Here is an 18,699-nt window from a genome sequence, read left to right on the forward strand (position 1 = left end):
CGCCAGGGACGCTCCGCGTTCCGCTTCTGGAAGGTGACGCAGAGCGTCACTGGATACATCCCCACGCAGAGTGCGTAGAACGATCAAAAAACAAGTTCTTCCACCGGTTCAGGCCAGCTGTTGCGCCAACACCGCAATATGCTCCGGCCCGATCCCGCAGCAGCCGCCCAAATGACTGGCCCCGCGCTTCTGCCAGTCAGCCGCCCACTGCAGGTACCCCGGTGGATCGAGGTCTTCGCGCAGCGGATCCAGCCCGTCGTTGGCCGTGGCTTCCTTCGGTTGCGGCGGGAAGGCGTTGGCGTAGGCACCGATGTGGATCTTCACGCCCAGGCGCTTGAAGGTGTCTCGCGCCGCATCGATGGCCGCGCCGATCACTTCCGGCTGGCTGCAGTTGAACAGCAGCGTCTCGACGCCCAGCTCGGCCGCGACCGCCGCCGCGTCCGCCACCGGTTCGCCGGAGCGCAGGCGCGGCACTTCGTCGGTGTCTTCATCTTTCAGGGTGAACGAGAGCCAGAACGGCTTGCCGTCCTGCGGCAGCCCGGCGTGAATCGCCCGCGCTTCGACGGTAGAGCTTTGAGTCTCGGCCAACCACAAGTCAACATGGGGCGCCAGGCCGGTCACCAGGGGAGCCAACAGTTCACTGGCGCGGGAAGCATCGAACAGGTCTGGGCGATAGGAACCGAACAACGGCGGCAGCGACCCGGCCACCCGTACCGTCTTGCCCGAAGCCTGCACCGCCCGCCGCGCCAGCTCTCCAGCCAGGGCGGCCAGCGCCTGGCCTTCCGCGGCGAAACGCGCCTCGCCAATATGGAACGGCACCACGGCATAACTGTTGCTGGTGATCACGCTGGCGCCGCTGGCGATGTAAGCCGCGTGCACCGCCTCTACCGCCTGGGGCGCTTCGCTCAAGGCCAGGGCCGACCACTCGGGTTGCCGGAACGGCGCGCCACGGCGTTGCAGTTCGCGGCCCATGCCGCCATCGAGAATGACTGTCGTTGCTGCGCCCATATGCGATTCACTCATAAGCTTATGAAAAATACTCACTACCGGAGTTGTTCTTATAACTATTTAATACGCACCATTCAGTTCACTACAACTTATTTTTCTACCCCAGGGATCTCACGTGAAATTACAACCATTGCTGGCCCTGGGCCTGACTCTACTGGCCGCCTCGTCGCAGGCGTTCGCCGGCGCCACGCTCGATCGCATCGAACAGAAAAAAGAACTGGTCGGCGTGTTGATGGAAAGCTATCCGCCCTTCTCGTTCCTCAACGATCAGAACCAGCTCGACGGTTTCGACGTCGACGTGGCCAAGGCCGTAGCGCAGAAACTGGGCGTGAAGCTGCGCCTGGAAACCCCTTCCTGGGACGTAATCGCGGCCGGGCACTGGAGCGGGCGCTATGACATCTGCATCTGCTCCATGACCCCGAGCAAGGCCCGCGCCGAAGTCTTCGATTTCCCGGTGCAGTACTACGCCTCCCCAGCCGTCATCGTGGTCAACGCCAAGGATGATCGTATCCACGGCGCCAAGGACTTGAGCGGCAAGAAAGTCGGCCTCACCAGCGCCTCCAGCTACGAAAGTTACCTGAACAAGAACCTGGTGATCGAAGGCGCCGAGGATACCCAACTGAGCTATCCGTTCGAGGACGTGCAGGTCGCCCCGTATGACACCGACAACGTGGCGTTCCAAGACCTGGGCCTGGGCGCCGGGGTGCGTTTGGATGCGGTGCTGACCAACCTGGTGACCGCGCAGCCGCGCCTGACCGAAGACAAGCGCTTCAAGCTGGCCGGCGAGCCGCTCTATTCCGAACCGAACTCGGTGGCCATCGAAAAAGGCGACGCGCAATGGGACAGCAAAGTGCGTGAAGTCTTCGCCCAGTTGAAACAGGACGGCACCTTGAGCAAACTCTCGCAAAAATGGATCGGCGCCGACATCACCCAATGACTTCTTTTCCACCCCCTCAGCCACCGCCAACGGTGGCTGAGTCTCGCCTGCAAAAAATCTTCGGTTTTCGCACCCGGTTGTACCTGACCTGGGCGACGATGCTGGTGCTGTTCGCGAGTTTCTTCCTGAGCTTCGACCTGAAGTTCTCCATCATCCTCGACAAACTGCCGAACCTGCTGGGTGTGCACCTGGCGCCCAATGGCTTTTTGCAGGGCGCGGTGCTGACGTTGTTCCTGTGCCTGTGCTCGATCGTCGCCTCGTCATTGCTGGGTTTCATCACTGCCCTGGCGCGGCTGTCCAGCAGTGCGGTGGCGTTCGGCATTGCCAGTTTCTACGCGTCATTCTTTCGCGGCACGCCGCTGCTGATCCAGATCCTGCTGATCTACCTGGGCCTGCCCCAACTGGGCGTGGTCCCGGGCGCCATCGCCGCCGGGATCATCGCGCTGTCGCTGAACTATGGCGCCTACCTGAGCGAAATCTTCCGCGCCGGCATCCTCGGCGTCCCCCACGGCCAACGCGAAGCCTCCCTCGCCCTGGGCCTGAGCGAAACCGTGATCTTCTGGCGCGTCACCCTGCCCCAGGCCATGCGCACCATCATCCCGCCGACCACCAACCAGTTCATCTCCATGCTCAAGGACTCCTCCCTGATCTCGGTGATGGGCGTCTGGGAAGTGATGTTCCTGGCGCAGTCCTATGGTCGTTCCAGCTATCGCTATATCGAGATGCTGACGACGGCGGCGATCATTTACTGGTTGATGTCCATTGCGTTGGAACTGATCCAGGCGCGGATGGAGCGGCATTATGGGAAGGCGTATCTCAAGCGCAGCTGACCTGAGTAACACGACAGCAGCGGATCAAAACGCCTTGGATTCAGGAACATGGGAATCCTAAGGGGCTTTCGCCTCAATAAGCACGTTGAGGTTTGCGAGTCGGTTCACACCGTTTTGAAGAAGCACGAGATTGTCAGGCTCAGACATAAACCATGCAAAGGTGCCCCAAGCCAGACCCGTTATAGTTTTCTTGAATCCGGCTGCCTCCCTGTCTGCGTAAGCCGTTACAAAAGCGACTTGCGAGCGACTGAAGCCACCATTGTCTGTTATCGCGTACAACGCTTCCTGCCTACGAGGTGTAATTGCGCCGTCGGTGGCGACAACCTCAACAAATACGATCAACGGCTCGGCCGGACCAAGATCCACCAGAATCAAGTCCGGAAGATTTTTCTGAGCCTCTATATCAAGCCCGATAACTGAAGCGAGCTGAAGGTCAGGATGAGCAACCTTGTTACCCGACTCACTCAGCCAAATTACACCTGGCCTTTCCAAAAACTTGACGGCGAAAACCTCCACTACGGCTTTCGATATGTCTGAGCTAGGTCCCGGAACGAGCCGGCGAGTGTCTCCGTTCGGAAAAGAAACCAGGACCCCATCCTTTCCCGTCGTACCTGCTCGCATAAGGGACACACGTGCTCGCGCACTGCGGGATAGATGTTTTTCCTGCCATGCCAGTATGGCTGCCAACAAATCCTCGGCGACAAGATCAGGGTCGAAAAGAGCAGCAAGGTCCTCCTTAAGTGCATAACGAGGAGCACCAGATGTTGTCGGTACGTCAGGTCGCTCGAGCACAGCCCCGACCACCAGTAAACCCTCTCTCAAGGTTTCGTCGCGAATAGGTTCACGAGTGTTGTCCGCATACCAACGGACGCCAGGTACCTGAAAGGCCTTCTTCCGCAAATTGGTCCGGTAACTTAAACGAGCTATCTCGCAGCAATCTTCCGCCTGTGCATCTGTCATCCGATAAACATGCACCGGCCCCAGCCAGACATCCGCACCTTCGACTGCCCCGATATAAAGCATCGCAAAAATGGTGCTTGCCGCCAGCTCACGTGTGCAATAGGAACGGTTAGGCGTTCCCTCTGGAAAAATCAGAGGCAACCTTTCGGATATTAACGATCGTGAGACATAAGGTGGTAGCACATTTCTTCCTTAGAAAAGTTTGGAACAAGCTGCTTCGATGGACTCTTTTGAAGCATCAGATTCAACCAACCTTGCTAGCTCCTTCAAGGCCGCCGGATCGGGTAAAGGCAAGGACTCAAGCTCGTAGGCTGAAACTGCTACAGAACCACTGACGCAACGAAACGCACGGTCAGCCGCCCCGCTATTCAAAAAAGCAGCAAGCACGGCGGTATTGACTTTGGGAACGTCTGTGATGGGTCTGACCATGTTGATATGGTTCTCTATCACCACTCCCCCATGGGCCTGAAGAAAATCTATTGGTAACGCGGCTGCGATAAGACGACGGCTCTGCTCTTTGGCAGTGGTGCGCTGTAAAAGCACACAGGGCTGAGTCGTCACCAGCCATTGATCAGAGGGCGCCAGCTCGAAATAGGGAGCATGGTTTTTTTTCTCCGCTCGAAAAACAAACTCCCCGTCAGCTGTAATTGCTTCAGCCCAAATAAGCGGTAGCCGACTGCTACCAGCTTGGTAGGTCAGTTGCGATTTATGACGGTTCCAGACCAACGGCCCCGTACTGACTCTGTATCCCCAGTCAACAAGACGATGGGGCATCTCAGAAAGCCTTCCCACAAGTTTCGTTTGGTTGGGATTCCGAGGTAGCAGCCAAGGCAAAGTGCAGTCTTTTGGCAGGACGATTGACCCCGTCTCTCTAATTTCAGTCACACCGTCCGCAGATATTATTTCAGAGACCACAACCGGAACGGCTTCGCCAGCCTTACGGTAAGTGGTGAGAGCCATTTCTTGAAGAACATCATCAAAAACGCCTTTACGGGCCGCAACGAAATCTATGGAAATCGGAGGTGCTTCTTGGCCAATCAGCGCACGCAGATTTTTGAAATACCCCCCCGCCAAAAAAGAAGTAGGGGTCACAAAAGCGATCAGCCCACCCGGTTTGGTTTGGCGAATGGCGAAGTCAGTAAACAGTCCGTAAAGATTGGCATGACCGTATAGAGAGCGCTTATACAACTCGCGCGTTTCGACATCGAGCTTGGCTTTGCCATACGGCGGATTACCGATGACCAAATCGAATCCGTCTTTAGGCGGATTATTCCGCAACGAATCACAAACGGTGATCATGACAGGTAAGCGCAGACCCGACGGGCGACTGATGGGCAGCAATACTGCGTCCAAAGTAACTTGGCTGAGCCAGGCTCCAAACGGATCTATCTCAAAGCCGTGCAGCCGGTTACCGATACTTTGCAGCAGCAGTCTCGGGCTGCATTGTGCAAGCTCCTTCATAATTCGCTGCGCAATGGGTGCGAGAAACGCACCACCTCCACACGCCGGATCCAGAACACGACATTTCGCCCAATCAACATTCGCTGACGTGGCCTGATCGATAAGCCGCGCGGTTAAAGCTGGAGGCGTATAGAAAATCCCATACTCTCCTCGATGCTCCACGGGCAGCATACTGGTGTAAGTAAGACCTATCTGATAGGCAGCCGTCTCAGCGTCGAATTCTGCGGCTGCTGTACCGATCTGCTCGGCAAGCAAGCTGGCGGCGTCTGAAAGTGTGGAAGTTTCAAATTCGGCAATCGGTGCACGAAGCTCCTGAGGAGCGATTTCATTCTGGTTGAGGCCGCGCCACCAAGCTTCAATTAGCCGAACGCCAAATGCTCTTGCCAAGCTCAACTGTTTGTCTATAGGGAACCCAGCAGCCAATGCACGAGCCGTAGCCCTGGCAGTAACCAACGACTGAACCGGTGCCTCAATAGCGAATGGAACGTCCAGCTCAGCAAATGTCATTTGCGCCTCTTTTGCCATACACCCCCCATAGCGGGTCGCGATTCTACCTTGCTTTGAAGGTCTAGACGCCCCGGCTATCGCCCTTACGCGATGTTGCGTTAAAAAAAGGTAATCAACAATTAGCAATCGGCTCGGCAAACTCAGCCATCAGCTCAAAAATCGATAAAGCTGTATGAATATACAGCCTTATCGTAGCAATGCTAATTCATCGGCTAAACGGTTGAGCTGACAGAACCTGTCTGGCTTGAAGGCGGATTGCTACTAGCTTGCGCCTGGACATCACCCTCTCCATCAACACGCCACCCCAACACCTCCAACGCATCGCAACCGTCCTGCAACAGCAAATGCGCGGCGTTGGCGAAGTGTTCCAAGTCATAACCTTCGGCGTTTTTCAGGCATAGGCAGGAAACGCTGTTGAGTAAGTCTCGAGCGGCTTTGATGCGATGTGCAGCCGTTTCCAAAAGATCGGAAGCACCAGCTTCCGTGTCGATAAACAGTGTGGCTCCAGCGCTGGTATTTGCTTGAAGGGGGTGGAACTTGATCATCGGGTTGCTCTCTTGAGTTAGGAGCTACCACCGTTCGCGGCTAAACGAATGTAGGTGGCAGCTGTACGCGGGTTAGCCGACCGGACAAGAGAATCCGGCACACCCGAAGATGTCCCCCGCACAGCCGCCATAAATGTAAAAACATAGGCAGCAAAAAGCGCCGCCATTGGGGGCGCTCGTGCACTCTTGTTCGACCGGCTAAGATCGATCACCGATTTGTCGATGACGAGAGAACTATAGGCGAGGCCCCGGCGATACAACGTCGAGTTTCTGTATCTCGGACCCATCCTACGCGAAACACGGAATGGGTCTACAAAGCTCAATTTTGATCGGCCGAAAGCCTACCATCACGAACCCAATCTGTATCGAGCGGTTGATACCCGACAAATATTGAAAGGTCCGTACGCGCTGTAGGGCAAAGCCTAGAACCGTGAAAGTCAACAAGACGACACGCTGATCGCAGCACGAGCAGCCTACAAATTCCATCCGCCGAATCTTGTCCTCGGAGAGAAGAAGGCTGGCATCGTCGCCCTGAGTAAGATTTTTAAAGTTCGACCTCATTCACGAGAGGTCGCATTCGATGCCTACCCAACATCTGTTCCTGCCCCAACACCTCGCGCTGGCCATAGCCTTGGCACTTGGCTGTGTCGAGGTTTCGATGGCACAGTCAGTTACCGAACAAACCCGCCCCTTCGAAACAACCGCCGAGATGCAGGCTCGCCTCAAGGCGTTCGCGGCTGCGCCGGATACAAAGATCGATAAAGTCATCAAAGCCCGGGAAACGCCCCTGTCGAAGGACGACAGCAATGATCTGGTGCTTGTCAGCAGGCAAGGCGAACTCATCGGGCTCACCGACGGTGGCGGCGGTGCCAATGTCTTGCAACTGGAGATCGCCAAGGGAGGCGAGTTAGGCGAAATACGCAACATCCAGGATGTGTATTTGAAGCGAGGCGAATGGTCAAACGACAAGGATTTCGACAGCCGCAACCTGATTGATTCGAACGCCAAATTGATCAACACCGGCCGTATCGGTGGCTCGGTTCACGTTCTGGGTGAGTTCGCTAACCAGGGCTCCGTCGTCGGGCCGGTCTTCGTGGGGAAAAAAGCGAGGTTCAGCGGCAGCGGAACGGTCGACGCGCTGGACGTGGCGGGCTCGATGGAAGTCGGCCCTGACATGGGCGCCCCTTCAGTGGCCAACGACCTCAGGTTTTCCAAGGGTGCGACGCTGGTCTATGGCGTCGACGCAAAGAAAGGCAGCGCCACGATCAAGGTCGGCGGCACCGCCACCCTGGACAATGCCATCTTGAAAATCGCAGCCGTACCGGGCGAATACATCGACACGAGCAGACACATCGTGATCGACGCGGACAAGATCGAGGGGGAATTCGGGAAGATCGTCAATGACCTTGCGTACATGACGGCTACAGTGGACTACACCACAGGAAAACAGGTTGGCCTGATCTACACACGCAACAACATCCCGCTTGAGGATGTCGCCACCACTGAGAACGGCAAGGTCTTTGGAGCCAGTGTCCTGGAGCCGCAACCGCACAAACCGTCGGCGCCAGAACCCGTCGCTGTTGCAGCCGCACTACCGCCTGCCGCCAATCCGCAACCGCATCGCCCCACACTAAAGCCTGCCGAACCATCCGAAATTGCCCGCGCCACACCCAAGTCAGTCGAACCATCAAGGATTGCCAGCGCCACACCAACACCCCCCGAACCATCCGAAATCGCCAGCACCACACCCAATCCCGCCGAACCATCCAAGATCGCTAACGCCGTAACAACGACCGCAGAATCATCCAAGATCGCTAGCGCCGCACCGACGACCGCCGAACCTTCAAAGCTCACTAGCGCCGCACCAACGACCGCAGCCCAAGCGCAAACCACCCAACCGGCCCCCAAACCCAACGCCGCCATCAACGCCCTGCTCGGCAGCAACCTGGTAACTGCCGCCGATGCCCTCGACCAGTTGAGCGGCTACGACACCGCCGACCTGGGCAACGCTACCCTGAGCAGTGTCGCGCCCATCAGCACCGGCATGCTCGCGGCCATGGGCCAGAACACTCCGCAGGGCGCCCATGGCAATGGGCAGGTCTGGGTCCAGGCCATCGGCAACAGTGGCCGCGTCGGTAAGCATCTGGACGATTACGCGCTAAAGCATTCGACAACAGGTTTGCTGTTGGGAACCGACTGGGCGATCAACCCGACTTGGCGCCTGGGGATCATCGGCGCCAAGAGCGAGACACGGCTGGACAGTCACCGCTTCGATGGCCGACTCGACAGTTGGCATGTGGGCGCCTACGCCGTGCGCCAGGACGGACCGCTGGCGCTGCGCCTGGGCGCCGTTCACGGCAATCATGACGGCAGTACCAAGCGCCAGGTGGCCTTTAACGGTTTCAGCGATCGCCTCAAGGGGCGGTACGATGCCAACACGCAGCAGGTCTTTGGGCAAATCGGCTACAACCTGGACGTCGGTCATGTCGATATCGAGCCTTATCTCCAACTGGGCTACCAACGCTACCAACGTGATCGCTACACAGAGAAAGGTGGCGACGCGGCGCTGCGATTCAATGGCCAAACCCAGGACAACTACAACAGCAACGTGGGCCTACGCCTCGACCGGGCCTTCCCTCTTGATCAAGGTATGCAACTGACTCCCCGCTTGAATCTCGGTTGGAAACACCTATACGGCAAGACCCGGGGCACGTCTCGCCAGCGCCTGGCCGGCGCAGGCAACACGTATACCGTCGAAGGCGTCGAACTGGACCGTGACAGCCTGCTCTTTGAAACAGGGCTGGACCTGGCTGTTTCGCCACGACACACATTGGGGGTGAGCTACAAGGGTGAAACCGGCCAGGACAACCGCAACGGTGCGCTGATGGGGCAGTGGCGGATGATGTTCTGACAGGCAAAAAAAAGGGGAGCACATGCCCCCCCGAGGTTAAACGTTGTATCGAGACTGTTAAATCAGCCTTCGATCTCGATCAGGATCTCGCCCGGATTGACCCGGTCGCCCTTGACCACATGAATCGCGGTGACCTTGCCGGCGATGGCCGCCTGCACTTCGGTTTCCATCTTCATGGCTTCGGTGATCAGTACGGCCTGACCGGCCTTCACCACATCGCCCTCCTTGACCAGCACGTCGACGATGTTGCCCGGCATGGTGGTGCTGACGTGGCCCGGCGCAGTGGCTTGCTTGCGCTTGCTGCTGCCGCCGCCGACAAATTCATTGAGCGGTTCGAACACGACCTCTTCGGGCATGCCATCGATGGACAGGTAGAAGTGACGCTTGCCTTCGGCCTTGACGCCCACCCCGGTAATGTCGACGCGGTAGGTTTCGCCGTGAACGTCGATGACGAACTCGGTCGGCACACCTTCACCGCCCACCGAGCTCACGCTACCCGCCTCAGGGATCGGCAAGAGCACTTCCGGGGTCAAGGTGCCGGCTTCGCGCTCTTCAAGGAACTTGCGACCGATGTCCGGGAACATGGCGTAGGTCAGCACGTCCTCTTCGGACTTGGCCAGCGCACCGATTTCACCGCGCAGCTTGGTCATTTCCGGCTTGAGCAAATCGGCTGGACGTACATCGATCACGTCTTCGCTGCCGATGGCCTGGCGACGCAATTTCTCGTTCACCGAACCTGGCGCCTTGCCGTAACCGCCCTGCAGATAGAGCTTCACTTCGTTGGTGATGGTCTTGTAGCGCTCACCGGCCAACACGTTGAAGAACGCCTGGGTACCGACGATCTGCGAGGTCGGGGTCACCAGCGGCGGGAAGCCGAGGTCTTCGCGCACCCGCGGGATTTCCGCCAGCACTTCATTCATCCGGTTCAGCGCGCCCTGCTCTTTCAACTGGTTGGCGAGGTTGGAGATCATCCCGCCCGGTACCTGGTTGACCTGGACGCGGGTGTCCACCGCGGTGAACTCGCTTTCGAACTGGTGGTATTTCTTGCGCACCGCGTAGAAGTACAGGCCGATTTCCTGCAACAGTTCCAGGTCCAGGCCGGTGTCGAACTCACTGCCTTTAAGGGCCGCAACCATCGACTCGGTACCGGGATGGCTGGTGCCCCAGGCGAAACTGGAGATCGCGGTGTCGATGTGATCGGCACCGTTTTCGATCGCCTTGAGCTGACACATCGCAGCCAGGCCGGCGGTGTCGTGGGAGTGGATGAAGACTGGCAGCGACTGCTCGCTCTTCAGCGCCTTGACCAGCTCGCCAGTGGCATACGGGGTCAGCAGACCGGCCATGTCCTTGATCGCCACCGAGTCGCAACCCATGGCTTCCATTTGTTTGGCCTGGGCCACGAACGCCTCGATGGTGTGCACCGGACTGGTGGTGTAGGCGATGGTGCCCTGGGCGTGCTTGCCGGCAGCCTTCACCGCTTCGATGGCGACCTTCAGGTTACGCACGTCGTTCATCGCATCGAAAATACGGAACACGTCGATGCCATTGACCGCGGCTTTTGCCACGAACGCCCTGACCACGTCATCGCTGTAGTGGCGATAGCCCAACAGGTTCTGGCCGCGCAGCAGCATTTGCAGGCGGGTGTTGGGCAGTGCCGCGCGCAGTTGGCGCAGGCGCTCCCACGGATCTTCCTTGAGGAAGCGCACGCAGGCGTCGAATGTCGCGCCGCCCCACACTTCCAGCGACCAATAGCCGACTTTGTCGAGCTTGTCGCAGATCGGCAGCATGTCTTCGGTGCGCATGCGGGTGGCAAGCAGCGATTGGTGGGCGTCGCGCAGGATTGTGTCGGTAACAAAGATCTTCTTGGACATGGTCATGATTCCTTACAGGCCTGCGTGGGCGGCAATGGCGGCGGCGATGGCCAGGGCCAGCTCTTCGGGTTTGCGCTTGATCGAGTAGTTGGTCAGTTCGGGGTGGCTTTCCACGAAGCTGGTATTGAACTGGCCGCTGCGGAATTCCGGATTACGCAGGATCTCCTGGTAATACGCGGCGGTGGTCTTGACCCCCTGCAGGCGCATGTCATCCAGGGCTCGCAGGCCACGGTCCATCGCTTCTTCCCAGGTCAACGCCCAGACCACCAGTTTCAGGCACATCGAATCGTAGAACGGCGGAATGGTGTAGCCGGTATAGATCGCCGTGTCGGTGCGCACACCCGGGCCGCCAGGGGCGTAGTAGCGGGTGATCTTGCCGAAGCTGGGCAGGAAGTTGTTTTTCGGGTCTTCGGCGTTGATACGGAACTGCAACGCAAAACCCCGGTGCACGATGTCTTCTTGCTTGACCGACAGCGGCAACCCGGAGGCGATACGGATCTGTTCGCGAACGATGTCGATACCGGTGATTTCTTCGGTGATGGTGTGTTCCACCTGCACCCGAGTGTTCATCTCCATGAAGTACACCTCGCCCTCGGCGAGCAGGAACTCCACGGTGCCGGCATTCTCGTAGCCCACGGCCTTGGCGGCACGCACCGACAGGTCGCCGATGTAGGCGCGCTGCTCGGGAGTCAACTGCGGGCTCGGGGCGATTTCGATCAGCTTCTGGTTGCGGCGCTGGATCGAGCAATCACGCTCGAACAGGTGCACCACGTTGCCGAAACTGTCCCCCAGGATCTGCGCTTCGATATGCTTGGGGTTGACGATGCATTTTTCCAGGAACACTTCTGCCGAACCGAATGCCTTGGTGGCTTCGGAAATGACCCGCGGGAAGGCCTGTTCGAGTTCTTCGCGGCTGTTGCAGCGACGGATACCACGCCCGCCGCCGCCGGACGTGGCCTTGAGCATCACCGGGTAACCGATCCGATCACCTTCGCTCAGCGCTTCTTCAATGCCCGATACGTTGCCTTCGGTGCCAGGCGTGACCGGCACACCGGCCTTGATCATGCTGCGGCGCGCTTCGGTCTTGTCGCCCATGCGGCGAATGACTTCTGCCGACGGACCAATGAATTTGATTCCGCGTTCAGCGCAGATGTCTGCCAGTTCGGCGTTTTCCGAGAGAAAACCGTAGCCGGGGTGCAAGGCATCACAGCCGGTTTCCACTGCCAGGTTCACCAGCTTGCGCGGGTTCAGATAGCCGGCCAGCGGATCGGCGCCGATACTGTGGGCCTCGTCCGCACGCTTGACATGCAACGCATGGCGGTCCGCGTCGGAGTAGACCGCGACCGAGCGAATGCCCATCTCGGCGCAGGCGCGCACGATTCGAACGGCAATTTCACCACGGTTGGCGATCAGGATCTTTGTTATCAATTGGAGGTTCCCTTGAGCCGGTGATACCACGGCCTGGGGTCCAGGCCGACGCGTGACCAGATGTAACAATTGGTCGCAGCCCCACACTAGTCCTGGCTGTTGATTAACAAAAATGAATATTTATTGGGTCATGCATAAGCAAAGACTTATAGTTGCGCTAATCGTCCCGGTCGAGAGTGCTTAGAAAATGCGTAAGTCATTGATGCGTATGACATTGCGTCAATTGCAGATTTTCAACGAGGTGTGCGACCTGAGGTCCTACAGCCGTGCAGCTGATGAAATGTCTCTCACACAACCGGCCGTTAGCCTACAGATTCGATCCCTCGAAGAGCTGATTGGCCAGCCACTGTTTGAGTATGTAGGCAAAAAACTCTACATGACCGAGGCCGCTGAAGCACTGCAACGCGCCAGCCGGGACATCTTCGGGCGCCTGGAAAACCTCGACATGCAACTCTCGGACATGCAGGGCTCACTGCAAGGCCAATTGAAGCTGGCGGTGGAGTCCAGCGCCAAGTACTTCGTCCCGCACCTGTTCGCCGCGTTCAAGCGCCAGCATCCAGAGGTCAACCTGAACCTCACGGTGGTCAATCGCGGCCAGGTCATCCGTCGGCTCTCGGACAACCGTGACGACTTGGTGATCATGTCCATGGTGCCTCAGGACATGGGGTTGGAATTCCTACCGTTCCTCAACAATCCAATCGTGGCCGTGGCACCGCCGGATCATCCGCTGTGCCATATGGGCCCGCTGCGCTTACAGGACCTGGAGCCTTATACGCTACTGTTGCGTGAGCCGGGATCAGGCACGCGGCTGGCTTGCGAGGAGTATTTCAAGGAGAAACGGGTGCATTTCACCCAGACACTGGAAGTGGCGTCGGCGGAGGCCCAGCGCGAGTGCGTGGTGGCCGGGCTGGGCGTGGCACTGTTGACGCGCCACGCCGTGAGCCGGGAATTGTCGTCCGGCGCACTCATCGAGCTGCCGGTGGAGGAGTTGCCGCTGTATCGCAGCTGGTGCCTGGTGCAGGCCCGGGCCAAACGCCTGTCACCGGTGGCTCACGCGTTCCTGGCGTTCGTTCGCGGTGAGCGCGCTCAGATCATCGGCCTGGTTGAGCGTTTCGACGGGAAGCCGCCGGCGTTGCCTGCCAGTAATTGAACTCTGCCGCGTCAGGAAATTCACTGATTTCGGCCAGGAGCTGGCGCTGTTCATAGCGGTCTTCGATGGCACGACGGAACGCCATGCGGCGCTGGTCTTCCTGCTGACGACGGGTTTTGACGGCGCTGCGTTCTTCGTAGGACTGGGTCATGTCGAGACTCCCAAGACGTATACGGGAGCTTTACGATGACGGCGCGGGATGACGGTTTGGCGGCGCGTGCGTGACAGAACGATGAATTCGGGCGATGGGATCTTTTGGAGGGTAAGCCTGTGGCGAGGGGATTTATCCCCGTTGGGCTGAAGCAGTCCTCCCGAGAAGCCCCCACTTCAATAGATCCCCCTGAGGACAGCTTAGGACTGCTGCGCAGTCCAACGGGGATAAATCCCCTCGCCACAAGAGCGCTTGCCCTACTGACTTGGGATTTAGTCATCCAGCGCCTTCACCGACTTGGGCGATAGCCGCAAGCTGCGAAGGCTGCGCTTCACACTCTTGAGGTGGTTGACCAGGCTTGGACCACGAGCCATGGCGACGCCCATCGCCAATACGTCAATCACCACCAGGTGGGCGATGCGCGAGGTCAGCGGCGTGTAGATCTCGGTGTCTTCATGCACGTCGATGGCCAGGTTCACCGTGGACAGTTCCGCCAATGGCGTCTGGCTCGGGCACAAGGTGATCAGTGAGGCGCCGCTTTCGCGCACCAGGTTGGCGGTGATCAGCAGGTCCTTGGAACGCCCCGACTGGGAAATGCAGATCGCCACATCGGTGGGTTTCAAGGTCACCGCTGACATGGCCTGCATGTGCGGGTCGGAATAGGCCGCAGCCGTCAGCAGCAACCGGAAGAACTTGTGCTGGGCATCGGCCGCCACCGCGCCCGAGGCGCCGAAGCCATAAAACTCGACACGCTGGGCCTGGGACATGGCCGTGACGGCTTTTTGCAACGCCACCGGGTCGAGCTTCTCGCGAACCTCCATCAGCGTATGCAGGGTCGTGTCGAAGATTTTCAGGCTGTAGTCCGCCACTGAATCGTCTTCGTGGATCGCAAACTGACCGAAGCTCGCGCCGGCGGCCAGGCTTTGCGCCAGCTTGAGTTTCAGGTCCTGGAAACCCGAACAACCGATGGCCCGGCAGAAACGCACGATGGTCGGTTCGCTGATGCCGACGCTGTGGGCAAGATCGGCCATGGAGCTATGCATCACGGCCGCCGGATCAAGCAGTACGTGATCGGCGACTTTCAGCTCCGACTTGCGCAGCAAGTGGCGTGACTGGGCGATGTGTTGCAACAGGTTCAAGGGGCTGGACTCTTGTTATGGGCAGGTGCCGGGATGTAGCAAGCTTGTAGTTATACTACAAGAATCGGCTTTTTGCCCGTCCAAAACGTAACTGGATTGCCTCGCTGCCCCTTGGTTTTGGCCGAGGATCCCTCGATGTAGCAGCTTGTGCCGCATAGCAAACTTTCAACGCTGCCGATCCGCTGGTTTCCAGGTCCGTCCTGAGCTTGCAACGCGGGGGAAATCGTCTATTGGTCATTAGCCAACCACCCAATAACTTGCCCCCCCTTCAACAATATATCCCTGCAACTATAGACAGTAGACCTTAAGAGAGAACCAAGTAAGTGATCGATAACTCATTTCTCCTTACAAGTTGAGCAGACACTATCCAGGCAAAGTAGATATATTGGCTCCCGCAGGACGCAATCAACTTAACTACAGGAGTTACTATGAAAATCACGACTAAAGATTGGACCGCACAAATCGACCGCATGCCAGGTGCGGCATCTTTCCGCACCTTTGGCACCGTCACTGTAGCCAATAGCGGCGTTACCCCGACGCTGGTACGCAGCGATCTACAGGACAAGTCCTTTGACCTGCGACTGGAATTGAAACTTGAACATTCCGACGGAGTTTCACTGCCGGTACTGACAGACAAGTTCGTTGAATATAAAGAGCTGGGCGACTCCAATGTCACTGGCGTCAGTATCTTTTTCGACGGCCAGTTACTGCACCACATCGATGAAGTGCTAGTAACTAACTAAGCGTAGAACCGATAACTTTCCGTCAGACGATTTCATTGGCTGACGGAAAGTTATCGTCGTAGCTCAGGCTCATTCAACCAGGTGTTGCGCACGCAACAACCCAGCCAACCCTTCAGCCTCCACCGGCCGGCTGACCAGATACCCTTGAACCTCATCGCAACGTTCACTCCTGAGGAATTCGAGCTGCTCCTGCCGCTCAACGCCTTCGGCCACGACCTTGAGCGACAACCCATGGGCCATTGCAATGATTGCCCGGGTAATTGCCGCATCCACGCTGCCCTCACCTAGCCCGCGAATGAACGCCTGGTCGATCTTCACGTAATCCACCGGGATGCGCTTGAGATAACTCAGGGATGAGTAGCCGGTGCCGAAATCGTCGATCGCCAGCTTGACCCCAAGGTCACGCAATTGCTGGAACGTGGCAATGATGTGTTCAACGCTGTCGAGCAACTGGCTCTCGGTCAGCTCCAGTTCCAGGTATTGAGGGGCCAGACCGGTTTCCTCCAGTACCTGTCGCACCAGGCTGACCAGCTTGCCCTGGCGCAATTGATGCACCGACAGATTGACGGACACCCTGATCGGCGCGAGCCCCTGGCGCTGCCATTCGCATGCCTGCCAACAAGCCTGGCGCAATACGAATTCGCCGATCGGCCCGATCAACCCGGTCTCTTCGGCCAGGCCAATGAAATCTCCCGGCGGTACCCGACCCATGGCCGGATGATCCCAACGCACCAACGCCTCGGCGGCGTTCAGGCGTCCGGTCGCCAGGCACAGTTTTGGCTGATAAAAAACCTTCAGTTGCTGCTCTTCCAAGGCCTTGCGCAGCTGATTCTCCAGTTGCAGGCGCTCCAGCGTGCTGGCCTGGAGGCTGTCGGTGTAGAACTGGAAATTGTTGCCGCCCAAATGCTTGGCATGTTGCATGGCCATGTTCGCCTGGCTGACCAGCATGGCAACTTCCCGCGTGTTGTCGGGCAACAGGCTGATGCCGATCGAGGCACTGAGCACCAGCTCATGGCCTTCTATGGTCAGTGGCACACGCAGCTTGGCGGCCAGCCGAGTCGCCACCCGCGCCAGGCTCGAAAGGTTGCCATAGGCATCGAACAGCACCGCAAACTCATCCCCCGATAGCCGGGCGATGGTATCCGCCTCGGGCAGCGCATTGATCAAGCGTCGTGCCATTTTCTGCAGCAACTGGTCGGCGATGTCATGGCCGAGGCTGTCGTTGAGCAACTTGAAACGGTCCAGGTTGATATGCAGCAACGCCAGGCTGCGCCGTCCGCCCTGGCGCACACGCTGATGAGCTTCGTGCAGGCGCTCACGAAACAGCGAGCGATTGGCCAGCCCGGTCAATTCGTCGTAATGGGTCAGGTAGCGCATCCGCTCTTCGGATTCGCGTCGCGCCGAAAGATCGGCGAAGAAGCCCACGATATGGCTGACATTTCCCCGAGCATTGCGCACGACGTTCAGTTGCAGCCATTGCGGATACAACTCGCCGTTGGCCCGCGCCTCCACCAACTCACCCTGCCAGGTGCCGTGCTGCTTGAGCGCTTGGCGAATGATGGGGTAATGCCGGCGCGCGTCGCGACTGCACGGCAGGTCCACCACGTTGCGCCCGAGCATGTCATCGATATTGAAACCGGTGACCCGCGTGAACGCCTGATTGGCAGCGAGTAGTACGTAGTGGGGGTCGAAAATCACGATACCTTCGCTGGCGGCTTCGAACACCGTGGCCGCCAGTTGCCGTTGCTGCTCGAGTTCCTTGCTGGTGCTGATGTCTCGCCGGGTACCGACCATACGCAGCACCCGTCCGCTGACGCTGCGCTCCACAGCCCGACCGCGGTCTTCGATCCAGACCCAGTGGCCATCGCCGTGACGCACGCGGTATTCGATCTGGTAATCCTCGCTGCGGCCCTTGAGATGTTCGACCAAGGCCCGCTTGAGCGCCGGCAGGTCCTGAGGGTGCAGGCGCGGAGTGAGGTGAGTGAGCATCGCCGTGATGTATTCGGGCTCCAGGCCGAAGAGTTCCTTGAGCTGAGTGTGATGGACTTCGTCAGTCTGCAGGTTCCAATCCCACAACCCCAACTCACTGGCCTTGAGCGCCAGGGCCAGACGCGCCTCGCTCTTGCTCAGGGCCTGGCTGGCGGCCTCCAGTTCAAGGCTGCGTTGCGCGACTCGCGCCTCCAGGCCAACCTGGGCCGCCCGCAGTTTTTCCTCCGCAGAACGGCGTTGCTCGACCTCCCGGGCCAGCGCATCGTTGAGCTGGGCGCTGCGGGTTTGTGCTTGCTGCAGATGCTCGATCAGCGCCTGGTTCTGGAAGCGCCGCAACAAGCCGCTTTGGATCAAGCGGTTGACTTGCCAGGCGACCACGCTCAGCGAGACCAGCACAATCAGCCCAAGCCAGCCCCACCCGCGTTGCTGCTCGTCGCCGCCCCAGAAGAGGTAGCCGATGGCCGGTAACAGGCAGGGCAAGGTAAAGGACAGGAATGCGGGAAGGCTCACCGCGTAGGCCACGCTGGCCGACAGGGCGGCCGCGCCAATCAGGCCGAACACCCAGGCCTGCTGCTGGAAACTGTCAGCCGGCACCAGCGCGATACCGGCCCCAGCCAGCGTCAGGCCGGTCATCGCCGAGCCCAGCAAAAACATACGCAACCAGATCGGGTGTGCCTGGCGGCTCGGCATCGCCGAATCGAAAGCCGCCACCTGGATCACCCGTAAAGCCACCAGCGACAACAACCAGACGAGCCAGACGCTGACCAGGAAATAGCGCCGCGGCTCCCATAACAGCGCGGCACAGACCAGACCATTGAGCAGCATGAACAGCGTAGGCAGCAGCGAGCCTTGATACAACAGACGTGTGCGCTCGACCGCCATCTCCATGGCGTACTGCTTGCAGATGACCCGCGGCTCCACACAGGGGCCCGCCGGATCGGAATTGAGGGTCATTGGCACTGTTTTTGTTCTTATTCAGTGGAGCGTGGAGAACCCGAAACAAGCACCGAGCATACACAAGCCACGGGGCATCCCACACTGCCCCAGCTCATAAAAACACGGAAAAAAG

General features: G+C 58.7%; 14 protein-coding genes. 5 read left to right on the top strand and 9 right to left on the bottom strand.

All coding sequences use genetic code 11. The features are described 5' to 3' along the window. Positions 1 to 108: 108 nt before the first annotated feature. Positions 109 to 1,008, bottom strand: a complete 900-nt coding sequence (locus BT116_RS11695) for a homocysteine S-methyltransferase family protein (protein WP_072343540.1) — start codon at positions 1,006 to 1,008, stop codon at positions 109 to 111. Positions 1,009 to 1,123: 115 nt separating this feature from the next. Between BT116_RS11695 and BT116_RS11700 the strand changes: the two genes are divergently transcribed. Together BT116_RS11700 and BT116_RS11705 are read left to right on the top strand one after the other, a co-directional pair. After that, entirely contained in the window at positions 1,124 to 1,945 is an 822-nt protein-coding gene (locus tag BT116_RS11700) for an ABC transporter substrate-binding protein (protein ID WP_072343543.1), read from the top strand. Beyond that, a complete protein-coding gene (locus BT116_RS11705; protein ID WP_072343546.1) occupies positions 1,942 to 2,775 on the top strand; it encodes an amino acid ABC transporter permease in 834 nt (277 codons plus the stop codon). Before BT116_RS11700 ends, BT116_RS11705 begins: the two co-directional genes overlap by 4 nt. A gap of 57 nt (positions 2,776 to 2,832) precedes the next feature. Here the strand turns inward: BT116_RS11705 and BT116_RS11710 are convergent, their stop codons facing one another. From BT116_RS11710 to BT116_RS11720, 3 genes are all read right to left on the bottom strand, one after another. Beyond that, a complete protein-coding gene (locus tag BT116_RS11710; RefSeq protein WP_083569129.1) occupies positions 2,833 to 3,918 on the bottom strand; it encodes a BsuBI/PstI family type II restriction endonuclease in 1,086 nt (361 codons plus the stop codon). Between the two features lie 9 nt (positions 3,919 to 3,927). After that, positions 3,928 to 5,703, bottom strand: coding sequence for an HsdM family class I SAM-dependent methyltransferase (locus BT116_RS11715; RefSeq protein ID WP_072343549.1), 1,776 nt, complete (start codon positions 5,701 to 5,703; stop codon positions 3,928 to 3,930). Positions 5,704 to 5,915: 212 nt separating this feature from the next. Further along, on the bottom strand, positions 5,916 to 6,248 hold the full coding sequence (locus BT116_RS11720) for a hypothetical protein (protein ID WP_072343552.1): 333 nt from the start codon (positions 6,246 to 6,248) through the stop codon (positions 5,916 to 5,918). Between the two features lie 658 nt (positions 6,249 to 6,906). On the opposite strand from BT116_RS11720, the gene BT116_RS11730 reads away from it, so the two are divergent. Next, positions 6,907 to 9,159, top strand: coding sequence for an autotransporter domain-containing protein (locus BT116_RS11730; RefSeq protein WP_256572553.1), 2,253 nt, complete (start codon positions 6,907 to 6,909; stop codon positions 9,157 to 9,159). Between the two features lie 62 nt (positions 9,160 to 9,221). On the opposite strand, the gene oadA is transcribed toward BT116_RS11730, so the two are convergent. Together oadA and BT116_RS11740 are read right to left on the bottom strand one after the other, a co-directional pair. Then, on the bottom strand, positions 9,222 to 11,030 hold the full coding sequence (gene oadA, locus BT116_RS11735) for a sodium-extruding oxaloacetate decarboxylase subunit alpha (protein WP_072343561.1): 1,809 nt from the start codon (positions 11,028 to 11,030) through the stop codon (positions 9,222 to 9,224). Between the two features lie 12 nt (positions 11,031 to 11,042). After that, positions 11,043 to 12,458, bottom strand: coding sequence for an acetyl-CoA carboxylase biotin carboxylase subunit (locus BT116_RS11740; RefSeq protein WP_072343564.1), 1,416 nt, complete (start codon positions 12,456 to 12,458; stop codon positions 11,043 to 11,045). A gap of 187 nt (positions 12,459 to 12,645) precedes the next feature. On the opposite strand from BT116_RS11740, the gene BT116_RS11745 reads away from it, so the two are divergent. Continuing rightward, positions 12,646 to 13,608, top strand: a complete 963-nt coding sequence (locus BT116_RS11745) for a LysR family transcriptional regulator (protein ID WP_013694598.1) — start codon at positions 12,646 to 12,648, stop codon at positions 13,606 to 13,608. Here the strand turns inward: BT116_RS11745 and BT116_RS11750 are convergent. Both BT116_RS11750 and hexR read right to left on the bottom strand, forming a co-directional pair. Further along, positions 13,550 to 13,759, bottom strand: coding sequence for a PA3496 family putative envelope integrity protein (locus BT116_RS11750; RefSeq protein ID WP_018613928.1), 210 nt, complete (start codon positions 13,757 to 13,759; stop codon positions 13,550 to 13,552). The genes BT116_RS11745 and BT116_RS11750 overlap by 59 nt on opposite strands. 272 nt (positions 13,760 to 14,031) lie before the next feature. Then, positions 14,032 to 14,898 (bottom strand): transcriptional regulator HexR, encoded by an 867-nt coding sequence (hexR, locus tag BT116_RS11755; RefSeq protein WP_003187110.1) that lies wholly within the window; start codon positions 14,896 to 14,898, stop codon positions 14,032 to 14,034. Positions 14,899 to 15,326: 428 nt separating this feature from the next. Between hexR and BT116_RS11760 the strand changes: the two genes are divergently transcribed. Then, entirely contained in the window at positions 15,327 to 15,641 is a 315-nt protein-coding gene (locus BT116_RS11760) for a hypothetical protein (RefSeq protein WP_072343566.1), read from the top strand. A gap of 69 nt (positions 15,642 to 15,710) precedes the next feature. On the opposite strand, the gene BT116_RS11765 is transcribed toward BT116_RS11760, so the two are convergent. Continuing rightward, the gene (locus tag BT116_RS11765; protein WP_072343569.1) at positions 15,711 to 18,584 is read right to left on the bottom strand and encodes an EAL domain-containing protein; all 2,874 of its coding nucleotides are present in this window, start codon (positions 18,582 to 18,584) and stop codon (positions 15,711 to 15,713) included. Positions 18,585 to 18,699 lie beyond the last annotated feature (115 nt).

This window comes from Pseudomonas sp. NFACC16-2, assembly GCF_900119205.1.
GTDB classification, from domain to species: domain Bacteria; phylum Pseudomonadota; class Gammaproteobacteria; order Pseudomonadales; family Pseudomonadaceae; genus Aquipseudomonas; species Aquipseudomonas fluorescens_Q.